Source organism: Lacticaseibacillus thailandensis DSM 22698 = JCM 13996 (assembly GCF_001312865.1).
Lineage (GTDB): Bacteria > Bacillota > Bacilli > Lactobacillales > Lactobacillaceae > Lacticaseibacillus > Lacticaseibacillus thailandensis.
The window spans coordinates 234,551-250,238 of sequence record NZ_BBER01000001.1; the positions used below are offsets into that span (position 1 = coordinate 234,551).

Here is a 15,688-nt window from a genome sequence, read left to right on the forward strand (position 1 = left end):
GATGACATATACACATGAAACAGTTTTATTACATGCGGGGGTCCAAGCCCTTGCCGTTAAACCCGATGGTACCTACGTTGATGCCACTTTGGGACGCGCCGGGCACACGCAGTTGATCCTTAGTCACCTGCAGGGTGGGCAGCTTTACTCCTTTGATCAGGACGCTGAGGCCATTGAGGCGGTGCGGCAACAATTACAACCGTTCCCTGCCAACTTACACCTACTACATACGAACTTTCGTCACTTACAGTCGGCGTTAGCAGCTGAGGGTGTGCAGGGGTTCGACGGTATCATCTACGACCTGGGGGTCTCCAGTCCCCAGTTTGATGAGTCAACGCGGGGGTTTTCCTACCGGTTTGACGCGCCGTTGGACATGCGGATGGATCAGTCACAGGCACTGACCGCACGGACCATCGTCAATGAATGGTCATTTGGTGAGCTGGTGCGGATCTTTACCCGTTACGGTGAGGAGCGGTTTGCCAAGCAGATTGCCCGGCAGATTGAACAAGCGCGGGCCAAGCAGCCCATCGAAACCACGTTTGAACTTGTGGACCTCATCAAAGCCGGCATTCCGGCGGCGGCGCGTCGCACGGGCGGGCATCCCGCCAAAAAGGTGTTTCAGGCCATTCGTATCGCGGTTAATGACGAGCTGGGCGCCCTGGAAGAGTCATTGAGCCAAGCCATTGCCACGGTTAATCCAGGTGGGCGCATTGCGGTCATTACGTTCCAGTCCCTGGAAGACCGGCTGGTGAAGACCATGTTTCGGGAACAGACGCAGTTGGCTGATGTGCCACGCGGCCTGCCGGTGATTCCTGAGAGTGCGCAACCCAACTTTCGCCTCGTTGCACGTAAACCGATTTTACCAAGTGATGAAGAAATTAAGCACAACCACCGCGCACACAGCGCCAAACTCCGGGTGCTTGAACGGTTAAAATAGGGGGTAATCATTATGGATAGTACAGCAAGAAATTTTGACGCCACCGCGCCACAGCTCCAGCCAAAACCGCGGCCGCGAGTTCAACCCCAACCGGTTGCCCGTCCGCAGCGGGTACCGTTCAGCATGGTGGAGCGGGCTTTGACCGCTTGCATTGCGGTAGCGGCAGTGGGCTTCGCATTACTTATACTCAGCACCCAATTTAGCGTCGCGGCAACAACGCGTACATATCAGAATTTGCAAAATAAAATTGCGAGTGCCACCGACCGGGTCACCAACTACCAGCAATCGGTGGGTGAACTCACGGCGTCGGGTCGCTTAGCCGCCTTTGCCCAGCAGCACGGGCTGACGGTTAACGACAGTAACATCAAACAGGTTACCAAATGAATAAACAAACAAAACAACGGTTTTCAAAATCGCGCCTCCGGAGGAACCGCCAAGTCTTTGGGTTCTTGATTATGGTGGTTACTCTGGTGTTCTTCTGCGTTTTTGTTTATCGTTTTTGTGTTATTTCCGGGGGCTATGTCGACGCACATAACCTTCGGAAGAGTCGACTAACGCAAGAAACCCGGACCTCCGTGCTGCAGGCCCAACGCGGGAGCATCGTCGACGCTAACGGCAACACCATTGCTACCGCTAGCAAAACTTATTCTATCTACGCTGTCCTGCAGCCCCTATATTCGGGTGACAAGGAAAAACTGGTCAAGGATAAAGAGAAGACGGCCACAATGCTGGCCAAGTACCTACCCATGGCGAAAGACAAGATTTTGGTTTACCTTAATCCCACTAGTAGTAAGACTAAGCAGGTGGAATTTGGTTCGGCGGGTAGTGGCTTGTCACTGGCCATTAAGCAACAGATCAGCCGGTTGAAGCTACCCGGAATTCACTTTACCAGTGAATCATCCCGGCTCTATGAGGATAACGTCTTTGCTTCCCATATTATTGGGCAGACGACCGTAGAGGGTAGCGGGACGAGTGCCAAAATTGTCGGTACGATGGGTTTGGAAAAGTACTTTAACAAACTGCTGGCTGGTAAGAACGGTCACACCTCCAGTCAGGTGGATAATTACGGGTACCAACTGAGTACCAGCAAAGCCAAGACTGTACCGCCAAGAATGGTGGGACCGTCTATACGACGTTGAACAGTAACCTCCAGAATTACCTGGAATCCTTAATGTCAAAGGTCCAGTCGGAATACAAACCGACGGAAATGACTGCCACGTTAATGAACGCCAAAACGGGCGCCATTATTGCGGCTAGTCAGCGGCCAACATTCTCGTTACAGACAGGGGATGGGGTAAGCGACATGTGGCGGAACGCCTGGTGCAGGACGCATACGAACCGGGCTCCGTGATGAAAATCATGACCCTATCAGCCGCCATCAATTCCGGTCATTACAACCCGAACGAGTACTACCAATCTGGGAGCATTAAGGTGGGTGGTACTACGCTGTACGACTGGAATCGTAATGGCTGGGGCACCATTCCTCTGTCACAGGCTTTTACCCGTAGTAGCAACGTGGGTATGGTGAAACTAGAACAGGAAATGGGCGGCGCGACCTGGCATCACTACCTCAAGAAATTTGGTTTTGGCCAGAAGACCGGGGTGACCCTGCCAGACGAAAGTTCCGGGACGTTATCCTTTAGCAACGCCACGACACAAGCTACGACGGCTTACGGTCAGGGAATCGACGTCACGGTGATGCAAATGCTACAAGCAATGTCAGCCGTCGCTAACAACGGGGTGATGTTGCGACCACGAATCATTAGTAAGACAGTTAGTGCTAACGGCACGGTGACTAAGTATGGCAAGCAAACTGAGGGCCGCATTATCAAGACCAGTACGGCGAAGGCCGTGCGCAAAGCCATGGTGAAAGTCGTGCAGTCTAGTATTGGGACCGGGAGCGCCTACAAAATGAACGGTGTTGACGTTGGGGTCAAAACCGGGACGGCACAAATTGCCGGTAGCAATGGTTATTTGACCGGCGCTTCCAACTACATCTTTAGCGTGGCGGGGATGGTCCCATCCAAGAATCCCAAGTACCTACTGTACATCACCTTGAAACAGCCGCAGAACTACACCAAGGCCCCTGAGGAAATGATGGCGGAGATTTTTAAGCCGTTGATTACGCGGGCCTTAGCATTGGATGCGGCCAGTGATGACGCGGCTAATGCGACGACGGACAGCACGACCACTAAGATGGTGAGTGTCACCAACAAGAGCACCACGACCGCGCAAAGTACGTTGAGTAACGCCGGCTACCACGTGGCCACAGTGGGGACTGGGAACAAAGTTGTGCAACAATTGCCAGTTGCGGGGCAGACCACACTCAACGGTAGCCGTGTAATTTTACTGACGAATGGTGCTATGACCATGCCCGATGTCAGTGGTTGGTCGAAATCGGATGTGTTAAAATTGGCCCAGATTACCGGAAAGAAATTTAAGTTGAAGGGTTCCGGTTACGCTAGCGCACAAAGCATCAATGCGGGCGCGTTAATCCCTGATACTGGCGGTACGATTACGTTTACCGCACAATAGAAAACGAGGTTTACCATGCAACTTGCACAGATGTTAATTCCTGCGGTGTCGGCTTTCGCCATCACCGTGATCCTCCTGCCGCTATTCATTGGCTTTATGCGGATGAAACACGAAGGACAGACCATTCGCGATGAGGGGCCAAAGTGGCACGCCAAGAAGAATGGTACGCCCACGATGGGTGGGGTAGTCTTCATTCTGGCCATCGTGGTTTCAGCCATATGGGTAGGTGCCTGGACGCGCCAATTGACCCTCAGCGTGTGGGTGGCGCTATTCATCCTGGTACTGTACGGCGTGCTCGGGTTCGTGGATGACTTCGTGAAGGTCGTCAACCACCGTAACTTAGGGTTGCGCGCATGGCAGAAACTTTTGGGCCAACTGATCGGTGCCGCCGTGTTTCTCATTGTCTTTTTGCACGCTGGTTTCACACCCGTGATTACGGTGCCGTTTGTAGGTCCCGTCAACAGTGTGTTGCTATACACCTGTTTGCGGCGTTCTGGATGGTCGGCTTTAGCAACGCCGTCAACCTGACGGATGGTCTGGACGGTCTGGTGGCCGGCCAGGGGACGGTGGCCTTTGGTACCTACGCCATTATTGCGGCGCATGACCACCGCGTCGACGTGTTGATTATCTGTTTGGTCACGGTGGGGGCGCTGTTGGGCTTCCTGCTGTACAACCACAAACCCGCGAAGATCTTCATGGGTGACGTGGGAAGTCTGGCGCTTGGTGGCATGCTGGCCGTGGTGGCGCTGATGTTACACCGCGAATGGTCGTTGCTGCTGATCGGGATCATCTTTGTTTGTGAAACCGTCAGCGTCATCTTACAGGTGCTGTCCTTTAAGTTAACGGGTAAGCGTATCTTCAAGATGTCGCCGATCCACCACCATTTTGAAATGAGTGGGTGGAGCGAATGGCGCATTGACATTACGTTTTGGATTGTCGGCATCATTGCCAGCTGCCTGTACCTAGGTTGGCATTATAATTTTCAATTAAGCCACACAAAATCATACTCCGCCGCAGTGACGGGGTCTACATAATAGAAGGAAGTTAAGGGCACAATGAAGCAAATTACGGACTATCAAAATAAGAAGGTCATCGTTCTTGGTTTGGGTAAAAGTGGGGTCAACGCCGCCCGGTTATTAAACAAATTGGGCGCGTTGGTCACGGTCAATGACGCGCAGGACTTTGACAATAATCCTGACGCCCAGGAGTTACTAGCAGAGGGTGTGCGGGTTATCACCGGTGGGCACCCAGTATCGCTACTGGATGAAGACTTTAGTTTGATGGTCAAGAACCCTGGCATTCCGTACAGCAACGTAATGGTCAAGCGGGCTCAAGAGTTAAAACTGCCCATCATTACGGAACCAGAATTGGCCTACCAGGTCTCTGAAGGTGAATGGGTCGGTATTACCGGGACCAACGGGAAAACGACGACCACCACGTTGATCGGGTTAATGCTCAACGAGGGTGGGGTCGAAGCCCATGTGGGCGGTAACATTGGGATCCCCCTGTCGCAGGTTGCCCAGGAGGCTGGGCCCGGGAGTAAGATCGTGGCCGAATTGTCTAGTTTCCAGTTGCTGGGCATTGACCACTTGCGCCCACATGTTGCGGTGTTAAACAACATTTATGAAGCCCACCTGGATTACCATGGTAGTCGGGCCAACTACATCGCCGCCAAAATGCGCATTACGATGAATCAGACCCCGGATGACTACTTTGTCGTGAACTGGGATAAGCAAGAATGGCGTGATCTTGCGCAAAATGTCCGTGCACAGGTCGTTCCCTTCTCCCGGACGGGTGTGGCCGGTGCCCGGGCCGTGGTCGATGGGGATGGTTGGCTGTGCTTTGACGGTGAACGCGTCGTCAAGGCGGACACCATCAAGATTCCTGGCGCCCACAATGTGGAGAACGCCCTGGCCGCCATGAGTGTAGCCAAACTGTACGGCGTTGATAACCAGGCGATTGCCCACGTTCTGGCGACGTTTGGTGGGGTCAAGCACCGGATCCAGTTCGTAAAGGAATTGCACGGACGCCGAATTTACAACGACAGCAAGGCTACTAACGTTGAGGCGGCCAGTGTGGCAATCGTGGCTTTCAAGGCACCGGAAGTGCTAATTGCTGGCGGCCTGGACCGGCACCTGTCAATGGATGCATTAATTCCGTTGTTACAAAAGCACGTGCACGCTTTGGTGACCTATGGGGAAACGGCGCCTTTGATGGTGGCAGTAGCCCAAAAGGCGGGTGTGCCGGACATTAAGCGGGTGGACAACCTGGACGAGGCCGTTCCGGCTGCGTACGCGTTGAGCAACCCTGGTGACGTGCTCTTGCTGTCACCAGCAGCAGCCAGTTGGGATCAATTCCACACCTTTGAGGAACGCGGCGACCGCTTTATCGCCGACGTTGATCAGTTAGGCTAAGCACGTACGCGTAATCATTAAGGAGACAAACTTATGCGGATCATTGTTTCAGGAGGAGGCACGGGTGGTCACATCTACCCGGCGCTAGCCTTGATCGACCGGTTAAAGGAACGCGACTTACTTGACGACGTACTCTACGTTGCACGCACCGCGGGCTGGAGAATCGGATCGTGCCAGATCACGGAATCGCCTTTGAAACCATTGAAATTGAGGGCTTTCGGCGCAAGCTCAATTGGGCCGGCTTAAAGTACAATGCGCACACGATTCAGTTGTTCCTCAAGAGTGTGGGCGCGGCCAAAAAGATTTTGCGGCGGTTTAAGCCCGACGTGGTTGTTGGTACTGGCGGTTACGTGTCCGCCGCGACGCTTTACGCGGCGGCGCGCCTGCACATCCCAACCGTTATTCATGAATCCAATTCCGTGGCCGGGGTAACCAATAAGTTCTTGGGTCACTTTGTCGACAAGATTGCCATTAGTTTTCCCGAAGTGGCACGTGATTTTCCACGGGCCAAGGTGGTGATCACCGGGAATCCCCGTGCACAGCAGGTAGCGGGACTGTCTCCCAACGACCGGTTGACCGACTTTGGGTTGGACCCGAAGAAACGGACCGTGCTCATTTTTGGTGGTTCGCGGGGGGCACCGATGTTAAACAAAGCCGTGCTGGCGGCGTTGCCGATCTTTGCCCGGAGTGACTACCAAGTACTGTTTGCTACCGGGCGTACGCACTTCAAACGGGTGCGTGAAGACGCAGGGGACGTGGCCCGCAATATCAGCATCGTGCCGTACATCGACCGTATGGAACGGGTGTTGCCTGACGTGCAGCTCTTGGTTAGTCGCAGTGGTGCGACGACCTTAGCCGAAACCACGGCGCTGGGATTGCCATCGATTTTAATTCCTAGTCCCAACGTGACGCACAACCACCAGTTTCACAACGCGCAAGCATTGGCGGATGCGGGTGCGGCGGTCGTAATCACGGAGCCAGAGTTGGCGCAGGAGTTCACGCACACCATTGACGAGTTAATGGGTGATACTGCGCGGCTTGCCGCCATGGCTAAGGCCGCTCGTGGTCAGGGTGTGCCGGACGCCACGGACCGGTTGATCAAAGTCATGCAAGACGTAATGAGGGGGTAGGTGCGCGATGGCGCGTAACGACGATTCTCACGTACCCGGGACGGGTAATTATAAAAATCCAACACCGCATCCGGGCCCACGTGGCGTCGCCGCCCCGTTACCGCATCTGGAAGGGGTGCGTCGCCACGCTTACGGCGGAACCTGGCGATTTTGTTACCACCACTGATCTTACTGACCCTGGTGACAGGTTACTTGGCGTTGCCGTTTTCCAAAGTAGCAAAGGTGCGGGTTCGTGGTAATCACGCGGTGGCCGCAGTTGTCGTGCAACGGGCTAGTGGGTTGACCGCTAGTAGCCTGATGCCTGCAGTCTGGTTGAACGGGCAACGCGTGAGTCACCTGGTGACTCGGCACGTGACCCGGGTGGCCACAGCCAAGACCCGGGTGACCGGAGCGCGTACGGTGACAATCACCGTGACTGAGCACGCGACGGTCGGGTACGTGCAACGGGGTAACCGCTACCACGCACTGCTGGATGACGGTACGATTTTGGCTCAGGGCCTGTCAGCGCCCAAGAACGGGACCCTGATTTTTAAGGGGTTTGGTTCCGGCCTGCAACGGGTCGTTCGGGTGGTGGCCAAGTTTCCAGCCAACATTCGACGGGATATTTCCGAAATTCAGTCAACCCGTGGTGGGGGGAACCCGTACCAAATCACCATGACCATGAACGACGGCAATACCATCGTGGCTGATAGTCGCACGGTGGGTAAAAAAAATAAAGTATTATCCCACCATTATTAAGCAGGTTAATAAAACGGGGACGGTCGATTTAGAGGTTGGTGCATTCTTCACTCCTAAGGCCACCAAATAGCGTTTAAATGCGTCAATATGGGCTTTAACTGGTGCGCATGGGGGAAACAGTGTGGTACACTCAAAGAAGTAATAACAACTATTAAATTGACGATTACGAATAACGAAAAATCTAAAGGAGGGTCCAGATTAATGGCTAATCAAGACATTTATGTCGGCCTGGATATCGGGACCACCTCAATTAAGGTCATTGCTGCCGAAGTTAATTCTGGACAGATGAGTGTGATTGGCATGGGGAATCAACACTCGAGCGGCTTGTCCCGTGGGGTGATTGTGGATATTGACCAGGCGGCCACGGCCATTAAAGCTGCCGTGCAGCAGGCCGCAGATAAGGCCAGCATCACCATTAACCAGGTGGTTGTGGGGGTACCGGCTAGCCTGTTACAGATTGAGCGGGTCACCGGGATGATTGCGGTTGGTGAAACCAGCAAGGAAATTAACGATGCGGATGTGCGCAACGTGGCCGCTACGGCCATGATGCGTAATCTGCCGCCAGAGCGTGAGGTCATTGCGGTTATTCCTAGTCAGTTCACCGTTGATGGCTTTGATGGTATCCAGGATCCCCGTGGCATGATTGGCGTCCGGGTCGAAATGCAGGGCCTGTTGCTGACCGTACCGAAGACCGTGGTGCACAATATCAAGCGGGCGGTTGCTAAAGCGGGGTTGGCTATTCAACAACTCGTGGTCAACCCGTTGGCGTTGGGCGAGTACATACTTTCTGATGGTGAGCAGGATTTTGGGACCGTGATCGTCGACCTCGGTGGGGGACAAACTACTGCCGCCGTAATTCACGACCACAAGCTAAAGTTCACGTACGCTGACCGTGAGGGTGGCGAAAACATCACGAAGGATATTTCCATCGTGCTTAACACTGATTACACGTCAGCCGAGAAGCTGAAGCGTGACTTTGGTAATGCGGATTCCCTCAGCACGAGTGAGGATGAGACTTTCCCCGTTACGGTAGTGGGCAAACCGAACCCGGCCATGATTTCCGAGAAGTACTTATCAGAAATCATTGAAGCGCGGGTCACGCAAATCTTTAACCGGGTCCATGAGGCGTTGGAAGATGCGCACGCCTTGGACTTGCCAGGGGGAATTGTTATCACCGGTGGGACCGCGGCGCTGCCGGGCATCACGCGTTGGCCAAGGATGTGTTCCAGTGTGAAGTTAAGTTGTACATGCCGTCAGAAGTGGGGTTACGGCACCCGTCCTTTAGTCAGGCGTTAGCCCTGATCAAGGCGGCGGCTGCCATGACAGACATCGACAAATTGGCTAACAGCGCGGTTAGCCAAGCCGATGCCTCTGCCGGTCAGGCGCAGCAAAGTCCCACTGAGCAGCCCCGGTTAGTGCGTCAACCGGCTGCGGGGCAAACGCAGCAGGAACAAACGTCACCGGATGTAGCTGACCAGCAAGAGGAGCAACCAAAGAAGAAGACGGGTAAAAAGATTCGTCACTTCTTTAGCTCGTTCTTTGAATAATCGTAAATATCACCCCTAGTAGGAGGAACGAAGATGGAATTCGCAGCAGATGAACAAATGAGTGCGAACGGCGCCGTGATCAAGGTCATTGGTGTCGGTGGGGCCGGTGGTAACGCCGTGAACCGCATGATTAGTGAGGATGTTAAGGGTGTGCAGTTTATCGCTGCCAACACCGATTTGCAGGCCTTAGGCGCGTCAAACGCTGATACTAAGATTCAATTAGGACCAAAACTGACCCGTGGTTTGGGTGCCGGTGCGGCGCCAGAGATCGGGCAGAAGGCCGCTGAGGAAAGTGAAGAGGCCATTGCCGAAGCGCTGCAGGGTGCCGACATGATTTTTATCACCTGTGGTATGGGTGGTGGTTCCGGTACCGGTGCTGCTCCCGTTGTGGCTAAAATTGCGCAGGAACAAGGGGCATTGACGGTTGGTGTGGTCACTAAACCGTTCACCTTTGAGGGACCCAAGCGTGCCAACAACGCTAAGGATGGCATTAAGGAGCTGAAGCAGCACGTGGACACGTTGGTTATTATTGCCAATGACCGCCTGCTGGAAATCGTTGACAAGAAGACGCCGATGCTGGAAGCCTTCCAAACGGCTGATAACGTGCTGCGTCAGGGCGTGCAGGGTATTTCTGACCTGATTACGAGTCCTGGTTACGTTAACTTGGACTTTGCCGACGTGAAGACCGTGATGGCTAAGCAGGGTAGCGCCTTAATGGGTGTTGGCTCTGCGACCGGCGAGAACCGGACCGAGGAGCCACCAAGAAGGCCATTTCCTCACCACTACTGGAAGTCGGTATCGATGGTGCCAAGCAGGTGCTACTGAACATCACTGGTGGCCCGGACTTGTCTCTGTTTGAAGCCCAAGCCGCTTCTGAAATTGTGACCCAGGCCGCGACCAGCGACGTTAACATCATCTTTGGGACTTCCATTAACGAAGACCTGGGCGACGAAGTGGTCGTCACGGTGATTGCCACGGGTCTGGATGATTTGGACAACGGCAGCACGCCGCGGCGCGGTTCGGTTCGCCAGAGTATCAACCAGGCGGCCAAGAACGACCAGGCGGGCGACGCCAACCAGAGTAAGACCGACGATCCGTTTGGTGACTGGGACCTGCGGCGGGAGCCACGGAGTGCAGCCGCCGATGACCAGCAGGCCAGCTTTGATAACGTACAGAAGAAGGAGTTCGACGTGTTCGAATCCCAACCACACGTGCAGGACAGTGACGATAGTGATGACCAACCACCGTTCTTTAAGCGGCGGCGGATGGATAACTAGTAAGCCACATAAGTGAGGGGTTGACTGATTATGGCAATGGATAAACTTGGGAGTATGTTTGGCAAGTTTTTCGAGATGGACGACGATGCTGATGAGCAAGATTACGCCGATGACGAAATGATGCAGAGTGCGGTGGGGAATAACGCACGCCCGGATGCACCACAGGCCCGTCAGGCTACGCCAGCGGCAAATCATCCCAACACGGCGCGCACGAATAACGTGCTGCCAATCAGTGGCGCGCAAAAGGGCAACTCCAAAATTGAGTTGTACGAACCCCGCGTTTATTCTGACGCAAAGGAAGTTGGGCGCAACCTGCTTGGTGACTCGGCCGTATTGGTCAACTTTTCACGGATGGAGCCGGCGGATGCAAAGCGAATCGTAGATTTTCTCACGGGCCTCGTTTTTGCCATTAACGGTGAGATTAAGCGGGTTGGCAACATGATTTTCTTGGTGACGCCGGCCAACTTTGAAGTGAGTGGCAACCTCGCCGAGAAGATTCATGACGATTTGGACCTGGAATAGACATAGGTGAACACTGATGACGACTGGTATTTATCAACACTTTCGTCCGGAAGAGCGCATCCTGGTTGACCAGCTCCGTGATGCTATCGCGACGGCGCAAGTTGAGTACCGGCCTGTTGTGACCCCCTTTGCGAATCCGCGTACGCGTGCCATTGCGCGTATGTTATTGGGTGACGACGATAGTATGGGGATGTGGTCAGATGGTGCGTTCGATGACGCTGAATGGCAGCGCATCGTTTTTGCGCCGGACTATTTCACCCCCCAACCGGAAGACTTTCAGGTACAACTGCTGGACATCAAGTACCCGACCAAGTTTGCGGAGTTGCACCACAGCACGATTCTGGGCACTTTAGTGCACCAAGGAATTGAGCGCGACGTGTTCGGCGACATTGAAACCGATGGCACGCGTTGGCAGTTTGCGGTTGACGCCAGTATGACCAACTTTTTCGTAGATAATATCGACCATATTGGGCGGGTCGCGGTGCGGCTGTTTCCGGTAACCCGGGATGAGCGGGTCCACGGCTTGAGCGATTGGGAGGAAGAGGTGGCCCTGCTACCCGGGTTGCGGCTCGACGCGTTGGTCAGCCACGTCTACCATGTGTCGCGGCAACGCGCCAAGGAGTTGGTTGAGCATGGCGAGGTGACGTTAAACTGGCAAGCAACGTCGCGTCCGGACGCGGAAATTGCGCCCAACGATATGGTGTCTGTGCGTGGCTTTGGCCGAATCGCGGTTGATGCTGTTACCGGGCAGACCGCCAAGGGTAAACTGCGCTTGGTCACTCGAGTGATTCGTAAACAGCGGGGGCACTAATACGGGTGCCCGCTGATAAGTAGGAGGAATGAGTATGTTAAGCCCAGTTGATATTCATGATAAACAGTTTAACGTTAAAATGCGTGGGTACGATCAGGACGAGGTCAACGATTTTTTTGGATCAGATCATCCAGGATTTTAGCGACCTCATCAAGCGGAACGAATCGCTCAGTGCAGACTTGAAACAAGCCCAAGCGGAGATCGACGAGTTCCAGGGCATGAAGGAAGCACTGAACAAGTCGTTGATCTTGGCCCAGGATGCCGCGGATAACGTCAAGCAGAACGCACAGTCTGATGCCGATGCCATTATTGCGCGGGCACAGAAGAATGCTGACCAGTTGGCCAACGACGCCAAGGCGCACCACGACCAGGTCGTGGGACGAGCTGCCGATGATGCCCGGCGTTACCAGATCGAGGCTGATGATGCCAAGCGTAACGTTCAGGAATTCCGCCAGCACATGAAGATGTTGTTGGAAGCCGAGCTGGAGGCCATTAGTGGTGCTGAATGGAACCGGACGATTGGAGCCAAGATCGACCAGCCCGTTCCGAGCCACACGGAAGGACCCCTTGACAACGAGGGTAAGGCTTCGGTAGAATCATCGTCGAGCGCGTCGGATGATGGTGTGACCGAAATCGTCTTTCCCGATGAACCAATTAAGTAAGTTTAACCATTGACGGACACACGTCGGTGGGATGGTGCCCTGCAGCGACCCGGTATGCTGGTGTGAGACTGGGAGTCGTGCCACCCACAGATATCACGTCCTGAGGTCCTGCCGAGCCAACGGTAGGCGGGGAGTTGCACGATATCGCAACGGTGAGGGTGGTCACTTGGTTTGTACCGGGTGGCGACCGAACTTAGGTGGTACCACGAATATCTCGTCCTAACAGGGACGAGATTTTTTTTATGTAATTAAGGGGGCAGAACATGAAAGTCAAAGATACTTTGAATCTCGGTAAGACCGCGTTCCCAATGCGGGGTAACTTACCCAAGCGTGAACCAGAATTCCAGAAGGATTGGGAAGAAAACCATGTGTACGAGCAGCGCCAAAAGCTGAACCAGGGCCGGCCAGCGTTTGTGCTTCACGATGGGCCTCCCTTTGCCAACGGTGACATCCACATGGGTCACGCGTTGAATAAAATCAGTAAGGATATCATTGTGCGTTACCACTCCATGGCGGGTTACTACTCACCATACGTGCCTGGCTGGGATACGCACGGGTTGCCCATCGAGCAGCAGTTAGCCAAGCAGGGTATCAAGCGCAAGGAAATGAAAATGGCCGATTACCGTGAACTGTGCCGTCAGTTCGCCATGAAGGAAATCGACCGGCAGCGGACCGAGTTTAAGCGTCTCGGGGTATCAGGCGACTGGGACCACCCGTACATCACGCTGCTACCGGAATTTGAAGCAGCAGAAGTACGCGTCTTTGGTAAGATGGCCGAAAAGGGCTACATTTATCACGGTTTGAAGCCTGTGTACTGGTCATGGTCGTCAGAATCAACGTTGGCCGAAGCTGAAGTTGAGTACAAGGACGTGAAGTCCCCGTCCATTTACGTGGCCTTTCAGGTCAAAGATGGCAAGGGCATTCTCGACACCGATACCTACCTGATTATTTGGACCACGACGCCGTGGACCATTCCGTCTAACCGTGGGATCACCGTGAACCCGAAGTTTGAGTACGTGCAGGTAGCTGTTGATGGCAAGAAGTACGTGGTGGCGGCGGAACGCCTCCACGAAGTTGCCGCAGACCTCGGTTGGAGTGATCCGCAGGTACTCAAAACCTTTAAGGGTATCGACATGGACAAGATGGTGGCGCGCCACCCGCTATACGATCGAGACAGTTTGGTGATGAACGCCAACCACGTTACGCTCGATGCGGGTACTGGTTTGGTCCACACCGCTCCGGGTCATGGTGAAGATGACTACAACGTGGGTGTACGTTACGGCCTCCCAGTTGAATCTGTGGTCGACGCCAAGGGGTACATGAACGAGAACGCACCGGGCTTTGAAGGTGTCTTCTATGACGACGCCAACAAGATGGTGACGCAGCAATTAACTGATAAGGGTGCGTTGTTGAAGCTTGACTTCTTCACCCACAGTTACCCACACGACTGGCGGACCAAGAAGCCAGTCATTTACCGGGCTACGACGCAGTGGTTTGCCTCCGTGGCATCCTTCCGGGACGAGATTTTGGGCCAAATCGACAAGGTCAACTTCACGCCAAGTTGGGGCAAGACCCGCTTGTACAACATGATTCGTGACCGTGGTGACTGGGTCATCTCCCGTCAGCGGGCTTGGGGTGTACCGTTGCCAATTTTCTATGCTGAAGACGGCACGCCGATTCTGGAAAAGGAGACCATCGACACGTGGCTGACCTGTTTGGTCGGTACGGTTCGAACGTTTGGTTTGAGCGCGATGCCAAAGACCTGTTACCAGAGGGCTACACGCACCCAGGTAGTCCAAACGGCAAGTTCACTAAGGAAACCGACATCATAGACGTCTGGTTTGACTCCGGTTCGTCATGGGCAGGGTGCCTGCAGGGTCGCGATGACCTGACTTACCCATCCAGTCTGTACCTGGAAGGCTCCGACCAGTATCGTGGCTGGTTCAACAGTAGTTTGATCACCAGTGTGGCTGTTAATGGGGTGGCCCCTTACAAGAACGTGCTGTCACAAGGCTTCACCCTTGATAGTAAGGGCCAAAAGATGAGTAAGTCCCTTGGCAACGTTATCGCACCTGAAAAGGTCGAGAAGCAGTATGGGGCCGAAATTGTCCGTTTATGGGTTGCTAGTGTTGATTCCAGTTCTGACGTGCGCGTCTCCATGGACAACTTTGCCCAAACCAGTGAAGCGTACCGGAAGATTCGTAACACGATGCGCTTCATGCTCGCCAATACTACGGACTTCGATGCTGCTAAGGACACCGTTGCTTGGGACGACCTGAGTGACGTGGACCACTACATGTTGGTTCGGTTGAACCAGGTGATTCGTGAGGCCCATGCCGATTACTTGAAGTATGACTTCAGCAGTGTGGAAAAGGTTATTTCCGCCTATCTGGTCAACGACCTGTCCGCGTTCTACCTCGACTTTGCTAAGGACGTCGTTTACATCGAAGCCGCTGACAGCTTGCAGCGGCGGCAGATGCAGACGGTGATGTACCAAGCACTGGTTGCACTGACGCAGATGTTGACGCCAATTTTGCCACACACAATGGAAGAAATTTGGCCGTTCTTGAACCGCAAAGAGGACTACGCCTTCCTGTCCGATATGCCACAAGCCAAGACGATTGATGGTGAAAAGGACATTCTCCAGCGGTGGCACGCATTCATGGAGTTCCGGAGTGAGGTTGCTAAGGCTTTGGAAGAAGCCCGTGACGCTAAACTCATCGGGAAGTCCATGGAAGCCAAGGTAACGGTTTACCCAACCCAGGAACTGGCGGACTTGCTCGGTAGTTTGGGTGACAGTAACGTGATGCAGATGCTGATTGTATCTGGGTTCAAGCAGGCCGCTGTGGGTACGGCTGCACCAGCTGACGCCTTGGACTTCAAGGATGGCGCGGTGTTGGTTGAACACGCGGACGGGGACGTTTGTGAACGTTGCCGGATGACCCGGACCGATGTGGGCACTGACGATGCTTTCCCCACCCTGTGTGCACGTTGTGCCGCCATTGTGCGGGCTAACTACCCAGAAGCAGTGACTGAAGGTTTGGAATCCAAGCAAGCTAAGTAAGCGTAATTGGAGGGCTGTCCTTTAAGGCGCCCGTATATACAAGTATGGACC

9 protein-coding genes and 7 pseudogenes are annotated in these 15,688 nt (G+C 54.1%); all 16 read left to right on the forward strand.

All coding sequences use genetic code 11. The annotated features are described in order from the left end of the window. The first annotated feature begins 1 nt into the window (after position 1). A complete protein-coding gene (gene rsmH / locus JCM13996_RS01200; RefSeq protein WP_054749291.1) occupies positions 2–937 on the forward strand; it encodes a 16S rRNA (cytosine(1402)-N(4))-methyltransferase RsmH in 936 nt (311 codons plus the stop codon). A gap of 12 nt (positions 938–949) precedes the next feature. After that, on the forward strand, positions 950–1,321 hold the full coding sequence (gene ftsL2 / locus JCM13996_RS01205; protein ID WP_054749292.1) for a cell division protein FtsL: 372 nt from the start codon (positions 950–952) through the stop codon (positions 1,319–1,321). Next, positions 1,318–3,472: pseudogene (locus tag JCM13996_RS12690) on the forward strand (penicillin-binding protein). Before ftsL2 ends, JCM13996_RS12690 begins: the two are co-directional and overlap by 4 nt. Positions 3,473–3,487: 15 nt before the next feature. Then, positions 3,488–4,506 (forward strand): annotated as a pseudogene (gene mraY / locus JCM13996_RS01215) (phospho-N-acetylmuramoyl-pentapeptide-transferase). 21 nt (positions 4,507–4,527) lie between these two features. Further along, on the forward strand, positions 4,528–5,886 hold the full coding sequence (murD, locus tag JCM13996_RS01220; RefSeq protein ID WP_054749293.1) for a UDP-N-acetylmuramoyl-L-alanine--D-glutamate ligase: 1,359 nt from the start codon (positions 4,528–4,530) through the stop codon (positions 5,884–5,886). Between the two features lie 33 nt (positions 5,887–5,919). Then, a pseudogene (murG, locus tag JCM13996_RS01225) lies at positions 5,920–7,016 on the forward strand (undecaprenyldiphospho-muramoylpentapeptide beta-N-acetylglucosaminyltransferase). Between the two features lie 150 nt (positions 7,017–7,166). Then, entirely contained in the window at positions 7,167–7,754 is a 588-nt protein-coding gene (locus tag JCM13996_RS01230) for a cell division protein FtsQ/DivIB (RefSeq protein ID WP_054749294.1), read from the forward strand. A 201-nt stretch (positions 7,755–7,955) separates the two neighbouring features. Beyond that, a pseudogene (ftsA, locus tag JCM13996_RS01235) lies at positions 7,956–9,301 on the forward strand (cell division protein FtsA). Positions 9,302–9,334: 33 nt separating this feature from the next. Continuing rightward, a complete protein-coding gene (gene ftsZ, locus JCM13996_RS13065; protein ID WP_439646448.1) occupies positions 9,335–10,126 on the forward strand; it encodes a cell division protein FtsZ in 792 nt (263 codons plus the stop codon). Beyond that, positions 10,099–10,227: pseudogene (locus JCM13996_RS13070) on the forward strand (cell division protein FtsZ); the annotation flags it as partial. The gene ftsZ and the pseudogene JCM13996_RS13070, both read left to right, overlap by 28 nt. A gap of 141 nt (positions 10,228–10,368) precedes the next feature. Continuing rightward, positions 10,369–10,578: pseudogene (locus tag JCM13996_RS13075) on the forward strand (cell division protein FtsZ); the annotation flags it as partial. 30 nt (positions 10,579–10,608) lie between these two features. Then, positions 10,609–11,100 carry a cell division protein SepF gene (locus JCM13996_RS01245; protein WP_054749295.1) on the forward strand — a complete coding sequence of 164 codons (492 nt, stop codon included), beginning with the start codon at positions 10,609–10,611 and terminating at the stop codon, positions 11,098–11,100. Positions 11,101–11,116: 16 nt separating this feature from the next. Beyond that, complete coding sequence (locus tag JCM13996_RS01250; protein ID WP_054749296.1) at positions 11,117–11,911, forward strand: YlmH family RNA-binding protein; 795 nt, start codon at positions 11,117–11,119, stop codon at positions 11,909–11,911. 34 nt (positions 11,912–11,945) lie between these two features. Further along, positions 11,946–12,053, forward strand: coding sequence for a DivIVA domain-containing protein (locus tag JCM13996_RS12695; protein ID WP_162205151.1), 108 nt, complete (start codon positions 11,946–11,948; stop codon positions 12,051–12,053). Continuing rightward, a complete protein-coding gene (locus tag JCM13996_RS01255) occupies positions 12,028–12,573 on the forward strand; it encodes a DivIVA domain-containing protein (protein ID WP_054749297.1) in 546 nt (181 codons plus the stop codon). The genes JCM13996_RS12695 and JCM13996_RS01255 overlap by 26 nt, the downstream gene beginning before the upstream one ends. Positions 12,574–12,836: 263 nt before the next feature. Beyond that, positions 12,837–15,637 (forward strand): annotated as a pseudogene (gene ileS, locus JCM13996_RS01260) (isoleucine--tRNA ligase). Positions 15,638–15,688 lie beyond the last annotated feature (51 nt).

Excerpts from the sequence above, each read along its gene's own strand:
- ftsL2 (WP_054749292.1), top strand. The coding sequence starts at position 950 with ATGGATAGTACAGCAAGAAATTTTGACGCCACCGCGCCACAGCTCCAG.
- JCM13996_RS01245 (WP_054749295.1), top strand. The coding sequence starts at position 10,609 with ATGGCAATGGATAAACTTGGGAGTATGTTTGGCAAGTTTTTCGAGATG.
- JCM13996_RS12695 (WP_162205151.1), top strand. The coding sequence starts at position 11,946 with ATGTTAAGCCCAGTTGATATTCATGATAAACAGTTTAACGTTAAAATG.
- rsmH (WP_054749291.1), top strand. The coding sequence starts at position 2 with ATGACATATACACATGAAACAGTTTTATTACATGCGGGGGTCCAAGCC.
- murD (WP_054749293.1), top strand. The coding sequence starts at position 4,528 with ATGAAGCAAATTACGGACTATCAAAATAAGAAGGTCATCGTTCTTGGT.
- ftsZ (WP_439646448.1), top strand. The coding sequence starts at position 9,335 with ATGGAATTCGCAGCAGATGAACAAATGAGTGCGAACGGCGCCGTGATC.
- JCM13996_RS01250 (WP_054749296.1), top strand. The coding sequence starts at position 11,117 with ATGACGACTGGTATTTATCAACACTTTCGTCCGGAAGAGCGCATCCTG.